Here is a 17,372-nt window from a genome sequence, read left to right as displayed (position 1 = left end):
AGTAAAAATCAAGTCAATCTATCATTAAGGTTCACGCCCTAGGCAAAGCCTCCTTCCTTTGTTGCGCCCCGCGTTAGGCGAAGGCTCCTAACCATAGCCGACAGGCTAAGAGATACCCTACTTAAAGGAAGTGCTTATGGCATGCCTATTTTCGACTCACCCCTAAATCCCCTCTCTTAGCCGAGTGGTTGGGTAGCCAGTAAAACAACGGTTACTTCTTCTACCTCTTTTGCTCAGGCGATGCCAACTCGTCTAAAAGAGGTGACTTCCAGCGCTCCGATTAGGCAGCAGCTTATATCCGTGCCACATCCCCCTCTTTGCGAATGGCTGGCATGGGCTTACAGCCTCGCCAGGCTTTCTAATGCCATTCGGAGAGAGGGGGATTGGGGGTGAGTCGAAATTGCTAAGCGGTTAGCACCTTTTTTGTCGCTTACATATGCTTAGCTTGACGGCTGAAGCACAGCCTCGCCCGAACAGAGTATATTCACTTACTTGTTTGTGCCACTGACCGCGCGGGAGCTAAACTCCCAAAGCCCACAAAAGTTAGGGCTACTTTATGATGTCTTGTTAGCTGCAGGGCTTTCTTTTTAATTCCTCCCACAGTACACATTTACAAATCCTTATATGAGTACATTTTATCTTGTCCTGATTCACCTGAAATCAACCCTATCTTATTATCTGCGGGCATAAATACTACATCAGGTAAGTTTGTTGTTCCTAAATCTAGATATTTTAGTGTTTCACTATCTGATGTATTCTTTAATTGATGTACCCCTTTTTCTCCGGCGGGAAATCTTAAAATATCGCCCGACTTAACTTTTAATACTCCATTTTCCGTTATCACTTCCCCATACCCTTCAATAATATAGAAAACTTCCTCGTTGCAGGTATGATAATGGAGTGGCCAATTGGCTTTCATTGGCGGAATTTCATATATATCACAGTACAATTTATTGACGTGCTCATCATCAATTAATCTTTTTCTGTGATGTTCTATGTCATCAGCCTTCGACCAGCTATTCCATTCTACTTCACTTTCATTGAATTTTAATGTTTCATCTTTCATAACGTCTTGTTATCTGATTATAGATTATGCTTATCTCGACAGCTCCCTCGCTAGGCGTAGCCTCCTACCCTCGTCAATTCTATCATTGCAGGATACAGCCAATGCTTTTTCTTACGCCCTCTGGTCTTAAATAACAGGCTAGAAGCCTTGCCTACTTGAGCGTAGCGAGGACGCTACGCTCAGCTGCGGCACCGTATTTTCTTAATTGTATATTTTTGAAGTAAAAAGTGGAGGAAACATCTTTAGCCATTCATCACTTTCTCTAATGGATTTTCCATCTTTTTCGAACTTTTCTCGAATCATTTTATACTCGCTTGTTTGCTGAAATAACCCAAATTGTGAATCCTTAAATTTTTCATATTCATCAAATGACATTTTTTGTTCACCAAGTATTTCGCCTTTAACTACTTTAATTACATAATACTTTTCATAAACAGATGCATAACTCATATCTACATTCTTTATTTTTTTACCGTACGAAAGAACTAAATATCCACTATACCAATCACAAGAAAATAGGGTTTGACCTGGAAAAACAACATTCATTGCACTAACAAATGCTAATGAATCACGATTCTTAGAATCTTTAACTTGATCTAGGTATTCTATATTCTTAACATATAATCTATTATTAATAATGCTGAATGACCCTACATAAGCTCGTAATAAACATGATGCTTTTGAACCAATTCCCAACATTGGACGCTTTTCGGGATGTTCTTTAAAGTAATATACCAATGGATTTGTCTCTAATGAATATGTTGAATCTTTATAGAAAATCTTATCTGGCAGCTGAGTTGAGCAATAAACCGATAATGAAAAAGCAAAGTTTGCTAATAGTAAAAGTAATGATCTCATAGATTCTTTTTTAAGTTGTATTTTTTTTCGACAGTCCGCTAAGCGTAGGCTCAGCCTACGCTTTTATTCCTTACGGCCTCCGCCCGTACTAAGCAGGCTAGAAGCCTTGGCTACTAGGGCGTAACTATGACGCAATGCCTAACTGTGGCAATTGAATTTTACCTATTTTGCAATTCAATTTTATCGACATTATTAAGATTAATTGGAGTAATATTCACTCCAAAAAAATGATCATTCTTCCCCGTTATAGTACTATCTTTTACTAGTAATGTGTCAAAATAAAACGTTTTACGAGTACCGTCCTTTTTGGTAATTCTTACACCAGTCTGTCTTGAGACAGGAATTATACATTCATGCTCATCTTTATCGAATACCTTTATTTCTTTCAACGAATTACCAGTCACAACCCCAGGAAAAACAATTGGAAGTGCAACTATATAATTGATTTTCTTTTCAGGCTGAGACGTTGCAAGCTGCTCTAGTAAGCTTGTAGTTGTAATATGGTATGTAGCACAACCTGACATTACAACTAGTGAAACAAACATAATAGCAACGCGTTTAACTTTCATTTTCTGCTTCATAATTCTAAAAAATACTTTTAACGTGTAAAATAGCTATCAAACCTACAGCTTTAGTATAATACTCTCGTTGGAACAGCATACCCTTTACATCCGCGTTAGACTGAGGCACAGCATCAGACGAACAAATATCAGCTAAACTTAAATCTAATTGGTATAGCAAATTCTGTTTTAACATTTTCACCTTCAAATCTACCAGGTTTCCACTTAGGCATTGCAGTAACAATCCTCAATGCTTCGCTATTAAGATGCTCCTCGACACCTTCTCTTATCTTTACATTGGTAATTGACCCATCAACATCTACAATAAAAAAAACATAAACAACACCTTCTATCCCATTCTTCAAAGCATAATCGGGATATTGCAATGTTTTACCAATAAACTCATACAATTCATATAATCCCCCTACATATTCAGCAGGTTCAGAATAGGGACAGTACTCCTTTTTATTCCCATTTTCATCATAGCACTCGCCATACAAGCACTCCCCACCTTTCCATTTCTCCGATCTTTTAAGCTTACCGTTAGGGTAGTATGCCGTAAAATCGCCATTAAGCTTATCTCCCGAATAGGAGCATGACACTCTTTTCGACCCATCAATATACCATTCATCATACTTGCCAGTCTTAACCGGAATATATGAGGAAATACTACCTTTACTATATCTCTTATCGAACACTTCGTACTCAACCATTTTAGTGTTGGTGTGTAAGTACGAGATTTTGTACAGGTAAACATTCGAATTATTTGGAACAGTTGTGCTATATCCTTCAGCCTTATTCTTATCGCATGGGACAATCAAACCATTTTGAAATTTATAAAATACAGTATCGCTTGTGCTACTTGCTGGATTTGCCTGTGCTAAAGCAGAAATAGCAGATAATACGAATACTAAAATCACAGTCCTCATTATATGTCAAGTTTTTTAATTGTAAATAATTCAGCACCAGTCAATGGCAAGAAATGTAGCGAAGCTCAGTGCAGCCATCCCCCGCGTTATACAAAGACTTCTTCCCTCGTCAATTCTACCGTTGCAGGCTATAGCCTACGCTTTTTCTTACGCCCTCTGGCCTTAAATAACAAGCTAGAAGCCTTGGCTACTTGAGCGTAGCGAGGACGCTCAGCACAGGGGTACTGTTTTTCTTCCATTTTCAAAGCTTTATTCCGAAATTCTCATATGCAAATGTTCCGCTTCCATGTTTCAATTTGCCCCTTTCATATAATTCTGAAAAAGCCTTATCCATATCCCTTATAATAGACAATGGAATATCAAGGTCGTGGTGTGCCGGCAAAACTCTCTTTACGTTTAAACCCAACAATTTTTTTATTGAATTCATATAGGCAATCGGATCCGTTGATGGAAAATATGCAAACAATTCGCCAATATAAATTAAATCACCAGTATATAAGTAACCTTTATCCTTTTCATAAAAACACATATGTCCTGGTGAATGACCAGGAGTGTGTAATATTTGAATTGTTCGTTGTCCTAACTCAATAGTATCATTGTCTTTCAGAACTCTCGTTGGAGCTCCTTCAAAAAGGTAATAATTATTAACATCAAAATCTTTAGGGAAATCGCAGGGTTCTTCTACCAAAAAATTTCTAACCTGTTCTAAAGTCAAAGGAAATCCGCCATTTATCCATTCTTTTTCGGCTTCGTGTACATAAAAGTCAGGAAAATACTTATGTCCACCAAAGTGATCGTAATGTACGTGTGTTGTAACTACAGTAATAGGTTTGTTTGTCAATTTCTGTACAGGTTCCCAAATATTTTCTACACCAAGTCCCGTATCAATTAATAAACATCTTTCGGTTCCATTTAGTACATAGCAATGTGTTTCTTCCCAATGCTTGTATTCACTTATTACAGATGTGTTATCATCTATTTTTTCGATTGTAAACCAATCGCTTTCATTGTCATAAGTCATTGTTAATTCTACTTTTATTAGTTACCCCCGCGTTAGTTAAAGGCTCCTGCCCTCGTCAATTCTACCATTGCAGGCTATAGCCTGCGCTTTTTCTTATGCCATATAGCCTTAAATAACAGGCTAGAAGCCTTGGCTACTTGAGCGTAGCGAGGACGCTACGCTCAGCTGCGGGCACCTGCCGTTGTCAATGCTATTAAATCAATATTCAATACCATAAACAGCATCCTTTTCGCCTTCTCTTTTAAAAGTTAAGCTGATTTCTCCTTTATCTATTCTATAGGATTTAAGATTATCCTTTGATTCTGAAGCCCGTATCTCACCAATTTCTCTTTCAAAAAGCCAATACTTGTTTTCATAAATCGAATAGGAGTAACCACCATAAAGCAAGCCTGTTGCATTATTCTTAATTTTATAATTTCCATCTGAAACAACAGTTGTAGGTCCAGTAAAAAAGAAGAAGAATAAAGATAATAATAGCCCCCCAACAATACCTTCAATGCTTAATAATATTATTGATAAAACAGGAAGGAGTAGATATACATACAAGTATATAGAAATTATAGTTAAAGGCCTTGACAGATTAAAACATAATAGCAACGCAGAGGTATATAATGCAATTTTTAATACGTAAACTATATTAGATAAAAAACCAACATCCAGATTACTAACTAATAGAATATTTACAAGCAATAAAAAAAATGAAAAAAAATGAATTCTTAATAGCCTTATAACAAACCTATTACAATTGGCATTTTTTACAGTTATAAAACCATTCCAAACATATCCTTTACCTCTTCGCCTATTCCTTTTATTTATCAAATCTTCAATTTCTAAGCCCAATAGTTTACGGAATAACCTACTTAAAAGTATAAATACTTTACTTTTTCTTTTACTATAACTTATTCCTCTTCTTTCAAGCTCAAACTTTGCTTGTTCAACGGCCTCAGATTGCCATCCTTCGCCATTAACAATTTCAATCAGTTCATTAGTATCTCTACTTGATATAGGCGGTGTAAAATCTACCATGCTCTAAAATGCTTTCTATTATATTATCTGGTCTTATTGCAATCTACCCGCGTTAGACAAAGACTTCTGTTCTCGTCAATACTACCATTGCAAGCTATAGCCTACGCTTTTTCTTACGCCCTCCGGCCTTAAATAACAGGCTAGAAGCCTTGGCTACTTGAGCGTAGCGAGGACGCTACGCTCAGCACAGAGCACTACGTGCCGCTTAAAGCCCTATTTATTGTGCGGCGTTTTTATTATAACTCATTTCAGTTTTCCTCATATCAGATCCAAGTTTGTAATTCCATCTAAGTTTTATCAAGTTGCCAACAATCAATATTCAACACTATTCCACTTTCACCAAGTCGTTTCATCTCTTCCGGATGAAATTCCATTGCACATTGTTGATCATATTCATATAAAAGCCAAAAAAGTATATCGTTCTTCTTAACACCAAGTTTTTTTAAATCTTCAAATTTTGGTTCGAGAATGTTTAAAAACTTATTAATGAAGTCAAAATATGGTTCTTCATCTTCAGTTTCTACAGAATATGCCCACAAATCATATTTGTTGTCAGGTTCCTTTGATGTCTTATATTTCTCAAACTTTGTAGGTTTAACGCCTAATAAATCTGTAATCTTATTATAAGTTTCAATATTGTCATCTATGTAAATATACAGATGATGGTATTTCATAAGTCTTCAAATGTTATTATGTCAATTTCGTATGACTAGTTTTCTTTAATGCCGCATAACTAGTATATATATCTGACTTTATCAGTCCTATCCACCCATTATTGGATGAGTATGTCTGATTAAGAGCTAGACTTTACCATCTACAAGCAGTAAGCCCACCACCCCGAACGGGATGCAAACGAGGGGAAATACCCAAATCTGTACTAGTAGGCTTACGATTATAAATAGTGCGCCTAAAGTAGCAATAATAGCCTACAGCTAGCGCTGCTTAGCTGTGTTTTTTTAAGAAAAGAGGAGGAAAACAGGTGAATGGGATAGATAAGGGGCTCTTAATTCAGCAGGCTACCCATGCTAAGCGTAGTCTCTGCCTACGCTTTTTCTTACGCCCTCTGGCCTTAAATAACAGGCTTGAAGCCTTGGCTACTTGAGCGTAGCGAGGACGCTACGCTCAGCACAGGGACTATACGCTCAGCTGCGGAACCGCTTTTTATATTCGACGATTAGCAAGTAGCACTACATGCCCTTAAAGCCCTAATTATTAGCGGTTGTAATTTTCATTGTGTTACAACCTTCACTAATTTTCTCAAGAGCATATATAAAATGTGATGTATCCAAAAAGTAACTAGGGTATGCATCTTTTAGAGATTTAATTGAATTTGATGAAACAAGTACTACTGCATTCGATGAACCTTGAATCGATTTTTCAATTTTCAAATATTCATTAGAAGCTCTTTCTAAATCATTTTTTTTAAACGAAAGTATCTGAACTTTCTTCTCTTGTGCTTTGATTAAAACTATATAATAATCACCAGGATAATTATTCTCGTCAATTTTATTCGCAGAAATTCTTAGCCCTTTTAATATATTTATAACATTTAACTTACTTAGCAAATACTCACATTCTAACATTAATTCCTCAATCGTTTTTGACGCATGTTCTTGTATTACAGGTAAATTTTCAATTATTGCAAATAATGAACTTACTACTTTGAAAAAATAAAGCCACTCATCTGGTCCTTGACTAGATTTTAGAGATGTTTTTGTAATTAGGCCAACTGTTTCAACGGCAGTAGCCCAATTATGTTGTAATTTAGTTCTAATCTGCAATTCTAATCTTAACCCATTATACTTTTCAATCTTAGAATTATAACTATATATTAAATGAATACTTCGATAACCAGAAAATTTTGGCTTTTCTATGTAATCATTAATTTTTATAAGTTTGTGATTTCTATTTTTCTGCAAAACCATTTTTAATTTTATTAAATCCTTTGTGTCTCTTAACACAACACGATAACCTCCTATATCTTGCATACCTCCTAATCCCATGCTATCATTAAGGTCTATTTTATATATAATTGATTCAAGTCGTTTTAATCTTTGAGAAACTAAAACTGGATTTATTTTATTTTTAATCATTAAACGAACAACAGAATTTTTCATGATATTCAAAGGATGCATATGATTATACCTCCATATATTTATTATATCTAATGCATCATTTATTTCATCTTGACTTTTTGATGTAATCAAGGTTATTCCTGCTTTAGTAATTCGCTTCTTACTTACCATTATTAATATTTTGGCATGTTGGATAATTCGCTTATATGTCTAACCTTATCAGTTCTTTCCACCCATTTTAGGGTGAGTATGTCTGATTAGAGCTAGACTATTCCATCTACAAGCAGTAAACCCACCACCCCGAACGGGATGCAAATGAAGGGAACGTACCCAAATCTGTACTAGTAGGCTTACGATTATAAATAGTGCGCCTAAAGTAGCAATAATAGCCTACAGCTAGCACTGCTTAGCTCTGTTTTTTTAAGAAAAGAGGAGGAAAACGGGTGAATGGGCTAGAAAAGGGGCGCTTAATTCAGCAGGCGACTGAATTTAATTCAGTAACCTACTGCGGTTAATTCAGTAGCCGACTGAGCTTAATTCAGTAGCCGACTGCGGTGAATTCAGTAGACGACTAAGCTTAATTCAGTAACCTACTGCGGTGAATTCAGTAGCCGACTGAGCTTAATTCAGTAACCTACTGCGGTTAATTCAGTAGCCGACTGAGCTTAATTCAGTAACCTACTGCGATGAATTCAGTAGCCGACTGCGGTTAATTCAGTAACCTACTGCGATGAATTCAGTAGTCGACTGCGGTTAATTCAGTAACTTACTGAATTAATTTAGGACATCTACTGCGACGAATATTCACTTAAACAGCGCATTAGGCTACAGGCAAACCATTAAGCAGGCAGGATTACTCTGTAACGGGGCAAACCAACCTTATGTAGATTAAATCTAAACAACCACGACAGCCTAAAATTTTCTTCTTCGCAAATTACCATTTTTAAGCAACCTCTGTTATTCTTTTAAAACGGACCGAAATTTTTGTATAACGTTTAAAAAGAAAAATAAAGATGTCAAAGCCGCAGTTTATTTCTCGCTTTGTTGATAAGGATTTTGAAGACTACAACAAGCTGCTAACCGACCTAGAGGCAATAGATAAGGGGAAGCTCGATAGCCTAACGCCATCCGAGCGGCAGCAGTACGGCAAGGTGGGTAACTCAGTGCTCGAATGGGACGACAGGGTGTACGGCTACATTAACCAGAAGCCGGAGTTTGCCCCAATATTCTTAGATAAGGTAGCCTTTGCTGACAAGCTGAATCTGCACAAGAAGATTCGTCCGATTGTCAACCGCCTAAAGGCCATTTTGGAGAACTGGGAGGACACTGAATCGCTGGTTAGCTTCGACCTCGACACTGAGGCCCGTAGCTACTACCAAAACGTAAAGATGCTTGCCTCTAAGAATGTACCAAGCGCCAAAACTATCTACGACGACCTATCGTCGCGCTTTAACAACGCCGGTCGTAAGGATAAAAAGGATGCTCCAAAAGATAACAAGAAGAGCTTAGTTGATTAGTAGTTCTTTTCTTTAGTGCCTTGCCATTAAAAGCGGGACTCAGCAATGGGTTTCGCTTTTTCTTTTATAGCTTTCAGCACAGAGACGCAGAGGGCACGGAGGCACACAGAGCTTCTTCTTATCCTTTATGCGCTTTGCGCTACCCTTTGTGGTATTTGTGATAAAAACAGGTAGGATTCCTATTCAACACGGAGACGCGGAGGTACAGAGGGCACAGCGTTTTTTCTACTCACTATTCCCTACTCACCACATAACCCACCCCTGCCCCTCCCTAGGAGGGGAAAATGCGCCTTGATTAGGGTTAGCCCATAATTCTTTAGCTTCTTTGCATTCGCATTCTTCTTCCGAATAGCTTCAGCATAACTTCCGTTTATTCCTGTTTAACTTCTTTCCCCAACACATAGTCACGGAGACACGGAGGGCACGGAGTTTCTTCTACTCCCTATTCCCTATTCCCTACTCCCTATTTAACACATTTTACTGCAACATTAAGCTATCCCGTGCGTCTTATTTGCTGATATTGCGCCGACTTGTACGCCTACGAATGCGTTTTTGCAACAACAAATAAAGGGATCCTTACCATGGGACTATTCAGCTTTACGAAAAAGAAAGAACAGGTTAACACCAGCTTAGCGGGTGCCAATATTCCAATGCTCGAGCGAAGCATGGCGCCTCAGCCCATCAACGAGCCAGCGGCTACGCCCGAAGCACCGCTGCTGGGAATCGATGCCATTTACGCCTTCCTTCAGGCCAACTACGAAACGAGGGGCTACAACGATGCGCTCACCAACCCCGACGAGAGCTACAAGAACGACAACATTAAGCTTTTCCAGTACGATTTGCAGATACTCATTCAGCGCTCGTTCATGTACTACGACGATAAGATTAAGGAGATTGACTTCCACATCGGGTCGCGCACGCGAGCAGGGCTAATCGACCTGGTGGAGGAGCTTAAGATTAAGCGCGAGCTGGTGGTGGAGCATATCAGCAAGGTAAACCAGCTGAAGCAGGAAACCGAAAGCAACGCCGGGATGAGCGAGCGCATCAAGCTCTCGTACCAGCGCGGCTTTATGCGCGGGCTAGCCGCCATCAGCCAAACCAAAGTAATGAACATCACCCTATAGCATATAAAGAAGGAAACACCCAAACCTGCCGAGCGCAGGCACAAGCCCGTAAATGGCACAAATGGGTGTTCCATCCAACCGCTTACAAAAAATTATTCGGATGAAAGATTGGTGGATAAAGCTGGGCTGCTACCTCACGGGGTACAACTACAGCATTGTAAAGAGTTCGAGCGAGGCAAGCGCCAAGGCGGTAAAGAAGTTTACCTCTGCCCTATTAATCATCAGCATGGTGTGGTGCTTCATCGGCTTCGAGTTTACCAGCCGCTACCTGCACGGCAATGCGCTGGTCTCGTCCATTGGCGCCATCATTATGGTGGTTGTGGTTATCCAGATAGAGCGCCAAATTATCCTTACGATAGGTAAAAACAGCTCGGTAAAGCGCTTCCGTATCATCATTGGTATTGTAATGGCCATCATCGGTTCGGTGATTATCGACCAGGTGATGTTTAAGGATGATATCGAGCGCGAGCGCATCACCGTCGACCAAATCAAGGTGAACAAGGCGATGGCGATTAAGACTAAGGAGATAGACGATCAGATCATGCAGCTCGATTCGTCGATTGCCCGTAAGGAGCGCGAGCGCATGAAGATGATTGCCGAGATTGGCAAGAATCCGACAATTACCACCTACAACACGCAAACGCAGGCGAAGACCGACGATAAGGGCAAGATGGTAACGGTTGGCAAAACCACCACCAGCCAGTCGATCCCCAATCCTAAGATTGAAATGCTCGCCCAGCTCGACGATCAGATAAAGACGCTGCGCACCGCAAAAACGGCCAAGGAGAATAGCCTGCTAACGATACGCGCCACCGTCGAGAAGGATATTAAGAACAACAAGCCGTTCCTGGAGGAGCTGTCGATCCTGTTTAGGATACTTGTGTCGAGCCCCATTGCCTTTATCGTTTGGGCGCTAATCTTCACCTTCTTCTTTTCGATAGAGCTCTTTGTGCTCTACTGCAAGTTTGGCGACGACAAGAACGACTACGACCGTACGATACTGCACCAGATGCAAATCCGCATGCAGATGATCGACAAGCTAAACCCGTAACTTTTTTAAGGAGAGCCGGCAGCTTGCTGCCCATAAAATGGTAATGCAGCATCTACATCCGTGGTGCTGCATTATTCTTAGCACCTATCCCCAGCTGCATTTCCAGAGCCATTCCGTCAGCTATCAAAGAATATATTAGAAACAGTAAAAACCGGCATAACCCCCTAAACCAATCGGAGATGAAAACCTTCAGACATCTAAAATCTACCATTCTAGCTTTAGGAATAATACTTTGCACAAATGCCTTTGCAAAGTCCTACACCATACGAAAAGGAGGAGTAACCTACGATTTCACCTTTGCCGAGCTGGCCGTTAAGTATCTGGAAAGCGGTGATACTACCTACCTGCACAAAATAGCGGCTTGCGATGGTGCCAAACACATTCTAAACCATTCGAATTGGAGTAACGGCAACGGAAAGGCAGAGCAGGACGCCTTACCACTGGTAAAAGAGCTGCTTACACCACGCGAGAAGCTGCTGCCCAACCTTACGCGAATTAAGCAGAACATTCGGTTTGCTAAAGATAGCATTGCCAGCACCAACCTATCGCAACGATTTGCGCTGGAGTACCTGCCACACGGCTTTAAATTTGCAAGCCACCTCTACTTTACCGTAGGATACGACTTGGGCGTTGCATTCCAAAATAGCAGCAGCGTAAACCTTGCCCATTCTCACTACCTAAAAGATCCGAACGAGATGAGGTACTACTCGATCCACGAGCTTCACCATGCCGGTTTTATTATAACCAAGGGCTATATGCCATCGCTTAACGTCAACACCCACGTACAGATGTCCGAGTTAATTGCATACTTAACCCACTTAGAAGGAATGGCAACCTATGCAGCGCTCGATATGAGAACAAAAGAGCATGCACTAGGCAACGATAATGACTACGTATCGCTACAGGACAGTACGCTAATGAAAAGCTACAAGGAGGAGTACTTCGAAATATACCGTTACTTTAAGGAAACACCCAACCAACCTGTAACCGAAGATGATTGGAATAAGATTAGCATACTATCCGATAAGCGTAGGCTTTGGTACAGAGTCGGTGCGCTAATGGCATTAGCTATCGACAAAAAGATAGGAAGAGATGCCTTAACCATGCTTATAGCAAAACCATCAGCATGCTTTATTGACACCTACCTCGGCCTAAAGGAGTAGAAATACAAAAGCGATTCGGATAACAACTAGCGGTAGTAGGAGTCGGCAAGAAGAGCAATGAAGAGTATCATTATCACAGAAATAACATTAGCCCAGAAGAGAGACTTAAAGTAGCTAGATCTTTGCGCCTTGGCGTAGCTAAAGAAGTAGAGCAAATCTCTAATGCCGTAAAGCGTTTTTTGCGTCTTTCCCTCCCCTTCGAGAATACGGGCAATGGTATAGCTCGTAAAAATAAGGATGAAGCCCCAAGCAATCTCTAGAATAATGAATAGGTAGGCCATTGCTGTTGTTTTAATGGCAAACGTTAGCCATAGATTAAAACAGCTTACGGCAACATTAGTTTCGATTTATCCGCATAATGCGCCTACTGGTGCGGAGTAGTAGCTCCACCTGAAGCATGAAGGAATGGCATCTCGCCATTTTTTTGATCTATATAGTATTGGTGGATGAGTTCTGTTGTTGCTCAATATTCAACCGCTATTCGGTTGTAATCTTGTGGTACATTACGGTCCCGTATTGCAGATGGGGCTATTCGAATTCAACCCTTTCGGATTACTGCCTGCTGCATTATTCAAGGACAAGCATAGATACTAGCCAACTATCAGCAATAAAAAAAGGAAACCTAAATAGGTTTCCTTTTTACGATATAGGCTTAAAATAATTACTTTCCAATAACATTAATAGCCTTAAGGTCGGCAAACGACTCCTTTAAACGGGCAATTACAGACTCTTCGCCCTTACGTAACCAAACGCGTGGGTCGTAGTACTTCTTGTTAGGAGCATCTTCGCCTTCTGGGTTACCAAGCTGACCTTGTAGGTATGCTTCCTTAGCCTTATAGAAGTTAAGGATGCCTTCCCAGTATGCCCATTGGATATCGGTATCGATGTTCATCTTGATAACACCGTACGAGATTGCTTCGTGAATCTTTTCCTTTTCCGATCCCGAACCACCGTGGAATACAAAGTCAACAGGCTTTGCAGAAGTGTTGTACTTCTTTTGGATGTAAGCTTGCGAATCTCTAAGGATTTGTGGGCTTAGCACCACGTTACCTGGCTTGTAAACGCCGTGAACGTTTCCAAACGATGCAGCAACCGTAAAGTTAGGGCTAACCTTGCTTAGCTCTTCGTAAGCGTAGGCAACATCTTCTGGCTGAGTGTATAGCTTCGAAGCATCAACGTGGCTGTTATCAACGCCATCTTCTTCTCCACCAGTAACACCAAGCTCAATTTCGAGGGTCATTCCCATTTTGCTCATGCGAGCAAGGTACTTCTTAGAGATTTCGATGTTTTCTTCTAGCGACTCTTCAGAAAGGTCGAGCATGTGCGAGCAGAAAAGAGGCTTTCCCTTTTCGGCGAAGAACTTTTCTCCAGCATCTAGCAAACCGTCAATCCAAGGAAGAAGCTTCTTAGCGGCGTGGTCGGTATGAAGAATTACAGGAATTCCATAAGATTCAGCAACGTTGTGTACGTGAAGAGCAGCGGAAATAGCACCAGCAATAGCCGACTTTTGACCATCGTTGCTAAGACCTTTTCCTGCAAAGAAAGAAGCACCGCCGTTAGATACTTGAATGATAACAGGAGAGTTTACTTCGCGAGCTGCTTCAAGAACTGCATTTGCAGTGTTGGTTCCAGTAACGTTAACAGCAGGAATTGCGAATCCTTTTTCCTTTGCATAAGCAAAAAGCTCATGAACGTCAGCGCCGCTGATAACACCTGGCTTGAAATTGAAAGTTGCCATAATGGGATTATTTTGATGTAATAAAAAACTGCTTTCTTTCAGGAATAAGCTCAAAAAGCATATAAAATGCATTCTTAACTTCGACCATCAAAGGTATAACTATAGGCAGTTGCAAACAAATCTATTTTAGAAAATTTACAGAGCCTGAAAACCGGAGCACACCTATGAGAAACAATTAGGGGAATCACCTAAAAGGCAACTCCCCTAAAAATTATAGTGACACGACAATTAAAGCCGAAATAAAAGGCTTCCTATAAGGTTACAAATAACGAAATAAGCACGTATAGCCAGTGGGCAAATATGCCCGCACAAATTCCGCCAATGGTTTGGGCAAGCAACCCTTTAGAGAGCAATCCCCGATAACCAATGGAGTCGTACATCGCTGTATAGGTGCTGAGGAATCCGCTCCAGCACATGCCCATTGCTGTAAACACGGCAACAACTCCTCCATTAATAAATCCTGATGCTATAAACTGCTTAACCAAGCCTAGCGCAGCGCCAACGGCACCAAGCGAGGTAATTGGGAATGCAATAAGCTCGGGATGCTGAAATCCGAAAAGACCTTCGAAAAGCCAGTTAACCTTGCTTGCAAGCCAAGGAAGAACTTTAACACCTTCGTATGCTAAACCTTGATACCCAACAGCAGGATTTGAAGGGCCAAAGGTGAGTATCATTACCATGGTAGAAATGATGAGCACGCCAGGAATAATGGTAAGCCCTAGCTCTACCCCTGTTTTGCCCCCATCAAGGATGGCATTAAGGAAACGCAAAAAGATGGTTCCCTCTTTCTTTAAAATGATTTTATCCGTAGCCCCCTTTTCAACTTTTGATTCGCGCAGGAATGGGCTATTCCGAATAGATCGCTGCATTAAGCGGGTAGAAATCATGCCTCCGAATGCCGCTCCAACAACGCCAATCAACGCTGCCTTGAAGTAGCCTAAGCTCGCCATAAAGGTGAGGACCACCAATCCCATACCGAATGCTGTCCCAAAGTTGGTAAGCGATACCAGCTGGTATGGCTTAAAATAGCGGTTAAAGTTTTTATCCTTTAAGAGACCAATGATTGCGGGATTGTCGGAAAAGAAAGTCATTATCCCCCCCAACGCAGCAACTCCAGGAAGGTTGTAAATGGGACGCATGAGCGGCGAAAACAAGTACTCCAAAAGACGAACAACCCCAAACTCGATGAGTAATCGGCTGAGCGCTCCGGAAAGCACCGTAATTGCCATAATGTAGAAGACCGTTTTTATCAACAAATCGTACGCCGTAGCCATTATGGTATTAATCAGGTTTGCTGTTCCCATTCGTCCTCCTAGGAAGCCAAAAATCAGAAAGAAAACGAGAAGGAACGCCCCTGCTTCGATACGTCTACGGGTTAGGAACTGCAGGTGAGATATAGGTTTCATCCTTGTTATGTAGCTTTGAACATTGATGGCACAAATGTATAGGTTTATCCTAATTAACAAACTTAACGTAGCGCTTATTTTTAAGTTTAAAAACATACCTAAAGCGTATTTTTATCTATAGATATCACCCCATATCAAACAAAAAGCCGAACTATTGTAAGTTCGGCTTTGTATTTAGCTACATACGGAATTTTCGTTCATATTCCCTGTTGCACAAGACTTCTACTTGAAGTTTGCAATGATAGCCTTTACGGCCTTTACCTTTTCAACAAGCAAGTCCTCCGAGGTTGCCTCTGCAAGAAACCTTAGGTAGGGTTCAGTATTCGAAGGTCGAACGTTAAACCACCAGTCGGCAAATTCTAGGCGGTATCCATCGAAGTCGTAGAAAGCGGTTACGGTTTCAGCCTCCTCAAAATGCTTCTTGATGGCATCCATTGCCTGCTGCTTCTGCTCAATCTTAAAGTTGATTTCGCCGGAGTTGTGGTAGCAAGATATGGCTGAAATTGCTTCGCTAAAGGAGATCCCCTTACTCTTAAGCTTAGCAACTACGTTAAGCGTAAGAATAGCCGCAAGCATTCCCGAATCGGAGTAGAAGAAATCCTTAAAGTAGTAGTGCCCGGCAAGCTCGCCACCGTATATACCATCTATCTCGCGAAGCTTAAGCGCCGCATAGGCACGCCCTACGCGCCAGGTGTGAATCTCTGCTCCAAAGTTCTTCTTTAGATACTCTCCTACTGCCTTCGACGAGCGGATATCCTGAAGAACGATCTGCCCGGCGGGCTTACCTTCGAGGAAGTAATGCCCCAACAACGCAATGATAAGGTCGGGCGATACGAACTTTCCCTTTTCATCAACAAACATTACGCGATCGGCATCGCCATCGAAGATAACGCCTATATCGCTCTTGGTATGGTTTACCAAAGCCTTTAAATCGGCTACGTTGGGTTCATCGAGAGGGTTGGGCTCATGGTTAGGAAACGTTCCATCAACATCATCATAGATATAGGTAGGAGTCTCGCCGAATACCTGCTGCACAAAAAGCCCAGCCATACCGTTAGAGCAATCCACCGCAATCTTTAAATTCGACACATCCTCCAGCTTCGCCTTAAGGAACTCGAGGTACTCCTCCTTAACCTTAATCGGCGTAATGGAACCGCGCTTAGAGGAAGGCTCTACATTTCCGCCCAAAACCAGCGACTCCAGCTCCTTTAGCCCAGAATCGTAACCTACAGGGAGAGCATTCTCGCGCGAGATCTTCAACCCATTATACTCTTTTGGATTATGCGAAGCCGTAATCTGCACCGAAGCCTTAAAGCCCAACTTCGCGGTGGTGTAGTAAACCAAAGGGGTGGTAGCCAACCCTAGATCGAACACATCGGCTCCGGCATCGTTGATGCCCTTGGTAAGCGCCTCGTAAATCTCTGGTGATGATTCGCGGGCATCCCTACCCACTAAAATTTTAGAGGTTCCCAACAGCTGTGGAAGAAAGTAGCCAATGCGGTACACATCCTCCCGGTTAAAATCTTTATTGTAAATGCCTCTAATGTCGTACGCGTGAAAAGCACCCATAATCAGATTATTTATTTTTGTTTTTATGTTAATTCCCTCCTGAAAAATCGGGCGCACAATCTACCTATAATTACTGGAAAGAAAAAATGGTATTTCAACTTTTCGGAAACTTCGTCTAGGAGCTGCGCGTTTAAGGCTGACTAAACGCTGCATTCACCCATAAATATCCAAAGGGGACATTACGGCATCTCTACAATAATGTGATATTTTCGGGTTAGTACAAACTACCTGATGGAAGTACAAACCTAAGCCCGTGTTAGTACAAACCA

General features: G+C 41.1%; 16 protein-coding genes. 4 read left to right on the top strand and 12 right to left on the bottom strand.

Annotation, left to right across the window (positions count from 1 at the left end; all coding sequences use genetic code 11):
* Nucleotides 1-610: 610 nt before the first annotated feature.
* The 8 genes from ACHZA1_RS16580 to ACHZA1_RS16545 form a co-directional block, all read right to left on the bottom strand.
* The gene (locus tag ACHZA1_RS16580) at nucleotides 611-1,066 is read right to left on the bottom strand and encodes a cupin domain-containing protein (protein ID WP_320052978.1); all 456 of its coding nucleotides are present in this window, start codon (nucleotides 1,064-1,066) and stop codon (nucleotides 611-613) included.
* A gap of 201 nt (nucleotides 1,067-1,267) precedes the next feature.
* A complete protein-coding gene (locus ACHZA1_RS16575) occupies nucleotides 1,268-1,924 on the bottom strand; it encodes a hypothetical protein (RefSeq protein WP_320052977.1) in 657 nt (218 codons plus the stop codon).
* Nucleotides 1,925-2,082: 158 nt separating this feature from the next.
* Nucleotides 2,083-2,505 (bottom strand): hypothetical protein, encoded by a 423-nt coding sequence (locus ACHZA1_RS16570; RefSeq protein WP_320052976.1) that lies wholly within the window; start codon nucleotides 2,503-2,505, stop codon nucleotides 2,083-2,085.
* 128 nt (nucleotides 2,506-2,633) lie between these two features.
* Nucleotides 2,634-3,413: a TonB family protein gene (locus tag ACHZA1_RS16565; protein ID WP_320052975.1), complete on the bottom strand. Its 780-nt coding sequence runs from the start codon at nucleotides 3,411-3,413 to the stop codon at nucleotides 2,634-2,636.
* A gap of 241 nt (nucleotides 3,414-3,654) precedes the next feature.
* Nucleotides 3,655-4,434 carry an MBL fold metallo-hydrolase gene (locus ACHZA1_RS16560; protein WP_320052974.1) on the bottom strand — a complete coding sequence of 260 codons (780 nt, stop codon included), beginning with the start codon at nucleotides 4,432-4,434 and terminating at the stop codon, nucleotides 3,655-3,657.
* Between the two features lie 198 nt (nucleotides 4,435-4,632).
* A complete protein-coding gene (locus ACHZA1_RS16555) occupies nucleotides 4,633-5,460 on the bottom strand; it encodes a hypothetical protein (protein ID WP_320052973.1) in 828 nt (275 codons plus the stop codon).
* 287 nt (nucleotides 5,461-5,747) lie between these two features.
* Nucleotides 5,748-6,134, bottom strand: coding sequence for a DUF4279 domain-containing protein (locus ACHZA1_RS16550; protein WP_320052972.1), 387 nt, complete (start codon nucleotides 6,132-6,134; stop codon nucleotides 5,748-5,750).
* Nucleotides 6,135-6,665: 531 nt separating this feature from the next.
* Nucleotides 6,666-7,706 (bottom strand): RelA/SpoT domain-containing protein, encoded by a 1,041-nt coding sequence (locus tag ACHZA1_RS16545; protein WP_320052971.1) that lies wholly within the window; start codon nucleotides 7,704-7,706, stop codon nucleotides 6,666-6,668.
* Nucleotides 7,707-8,548: 842 nt separating this feature from the next.
* Here ACHZA1_RS16545 and ACHZA1_RS16540 point away from each other — a divergent pair.
* The 4 genes from ACHZA1_RS16540 to ACHZA1_RS16525 all read left to right on the top strand — a co-directional run bounded on the left by ACHZA1_RS16540 (nucleotide 8,549) and on the right by ACHZA1_RS16525 (nucleotide 12,390).
* The gene (locus tag ACHZA1_RS16540) at nucleotides 8,549-9,052 is read left to right on the top strand and encodes a hypothetical protein (RefSeq protein ID WP_320052970.1); all 504 of its coding nucleotides are present in this window, start codon (nucleotides 8,549-8,551) and stop codon (nucleotides 9,050-9,052) included.
* 581 nt (nucleotides 9,053-9,633) lie between these two features.
* The gene (locus ACHZA1_RS16535; protein ID WP_320052969.1) at nucleotides 9,634-10,176 is read left to right on the top strand and encodes a hypothetical protein; all 543 of its coding nucleotides are present in this window, start codon (nucleotides 9,634-9,636) and stop codon (nucleotides 10,174-10,176) included.
* A gap of 100 nt (nucleotides 10,177-10,276) precedes the next feature.
* Nucleotides 10,277-11,227 (top strand): DUF4407 domain-containing protein, encoded by a 951-nt coding sequence (locus ACHZA1_RS16530; RefSeq protein WP_320052968.1) that lies wholly within the window; start codon nucleotides 10,277-10,279, stop codon nucleotides 11,225-11,227.
* 179 nt (nucleotides 11,228-11,406) lie between these two features.
* Entirely contained in the window at nucleotides 11,407-12,390 is a 984-nt protein-coding gene (locus ACHZA1_RS16525) for a DUF5700 domain-containing putative Zn-dependent protease (protein WP_320052967.1), read from the top strand.
* Between the two features lie 26 nt (nucleotides 12,391-12,416).
* Here the strand turns inward: ACHZA1_RS16525 and ACHZA1_RS16520 are convergent, their stop codons facing one another.
* The 4 genes from ACHZA1_RS16520 to ACHZA1_RS16505 form a co-directional block, all read right to left on the bottom strand.
* Nucleotides 12,417-12,671 (bottom strand): hypothetical protein, encoded by a 255-nt coding sequence (locus ACHZA1_RS16520; RefSeq protein ID WP_320052966.1) that lies wholly within the window; start codon nucleotides 12,669-12,671, stop codon nucleotides 12,417-12,419.
* Nucleotides 12,672-13,051: 380 nt separating this feature from the next.
* Complete coding sequence (fbaA, locus tag ACHZA1_RS16515) at nucleotides 13,052-14,128, bottom strand: class II fructose-bisphosphate aldolase (RefSeq protein ID WP_320052965.1); 1,077 nt, start codon at nucleotides 14,126-14,128, stop codon at nucleotides 13,052-13,054.
* Nucleotides 14,129-14,379: 251 nt separating this feature from the next.
* Nucleotides 14,380-15,534: a hypothetical protein gene (locus ACHZA1_RS16510; protein WP_320052964.1), complete on the bottom strand. Its 1,155-nt coding sequence runs from the start codon at nucleotides 15,532-15,534 to the stop codon at nucleotides 14,380-14,382.
* 222 nt (nucleotides 15,535-15,756) lie between these two features.
* Nucleotides 15,757-17,103 carry a phosphomannomutase/phosphoglucomutase gene (locus tag ACHZA1_RS16505; RefSeq protein WP_320052963.1) on the bottom strand — a complete coding sequence of 449 codons (1,347 nt, stop codon included), beginning with the start codon at nucleotides 17,101-17,103 and terminating at the stop codon, nucleotides 15,757-15,759.
* Nucleotides 17,104-17,372 lie beyond the last annotated feature (269 nt).

This window comes from uncultured Acetobacteroides sp., assembly GCF_963667355.2.
Lineage (GTDB): Bacteria > Bacteroidota > Bacteroidia > Bacteroidales > ZOR0009 > Acetobacteroides.
This window is presented reverse-complemented; position numbering and strand designations above follow the sequence as displayed.

Excerpts from the sequence above, each read along its gene's own strand:
- ACHZA1_RS16580 (WP_320052978.1), bottom strand. The coding sequence starts at position 1,066 with ATGAAAGATGAAACATTAAAATTCAATGAAAGTGAAGTAGAATGGAAT.
- ACHZA1_RS16575 (WP_320052977.1), bottom strand. The coding sequence starts at position 1,924 with ATGAGATCATTACTTTTACTATTAGCAAACTTTGCTTTTTCATTATCG.
- ACHZA1_RS16570 (WP_320052976.1), bottom strand. The coding sequence starts at position 2,505 with ATGAAGCAGAAAATGAAAGTTAAACGCGTTGCTATTATGTTTGTTTCA.
- ACHZA1_RS16565 (WP_320052975.1), bottom strand. The coding sequence starts at position 3,413 with ATGAGGACTGTGATTTTAGTATTCGTATTATCTGCTATTTCTGCTTTA.
- ACHZA1_RS16560 (WP_320052974.1), bottom strand. The coding sequence starts at position 4,434 with ATGACTTATGACAATGAAAGCGATTGGTTTACAATCGAAAAAATAGAT.
- ACHZA1_RS16555 (WP_320052973.1), bottom strand. The coding sequence starts at position 5,460 with ATGGTAGATTTTACACCGCCTATATCAAGTAGAGATACTAATGAACTG.
- ACHZA1_RS16550 (WP_320052972.1), bottom strand. The coding sequence starts at position 6,134 with ATGAAATACCATCATCTGTATATTTACATAGATGACAATATTGAAACT.
- ACHZA1_RS16545 (WP_320052971.1), bottom strand. The coding sequence starts at position 7,706 with ATGGTAAGTAAGAAGCGAATTACTAAAGCAGGAATAACCTTGATTACA.
- ACHZA1_RS16540 (WP_320052970.1), top strand. The coding sequence starts at position 8,549 with ATGTCAAAGCCGCAGTTTATTTCTCGCTTTGTTGATAAGGATTTTGAA.
- ACHZA1_RS16535 (WP_320052969.1), top strand. The coding sequence starts at position 9,634 with ATGGGACTATTCAGCTTTACGAAAAAGAAAGAACAGGTTAACACCAGC.
- ACHZA1_RS16530 (WP_320052968.1), top strand. The coding sequence starts at position 10,277 with ATGAAAGATTGGTGGATAAAGCTGGGCTGCTACCTCACGGGGTACAAC.
- ACHZA1_RS16525 (WP_320052967.1), top strand. The coding sequence starts at position 11,407 with ATGAAAACCTTCAGACATCTAAAATCTACCATTCTAGCTTTAGGAATA.
- ACHZA1_RS16520 (WP_320052966.1), bottom strand. The coding sequence starts at position 12,671 with ATGGCCTACCTATTCATTATTCTAGAGATTGCTTGGGGCTTCATCCTT.
- fbaA (WP_320052965.1), bottom strand. The coding sequence starts at position 14,128 with ATGGCAACTTTCAATTTCAAGCCAGGTGTTATCAGCGGCGCTGACGTT.
- ACHZA1_RS16510 (WP_320052964.1), bottom strand. The coding sequence starts at position 15,534 with ATGAAACCTATATCTCACCTGCAGTTCCTAACCCGTAGACGTATCGAA.
- ACHZA1_RS16505 (WP_320052963.1), bottom strand. The coding sequence starts at position 17,103 with ATGGGTGCTTTTCACGCGTACGACATTAGAGGCATTTACAATAAAGAT.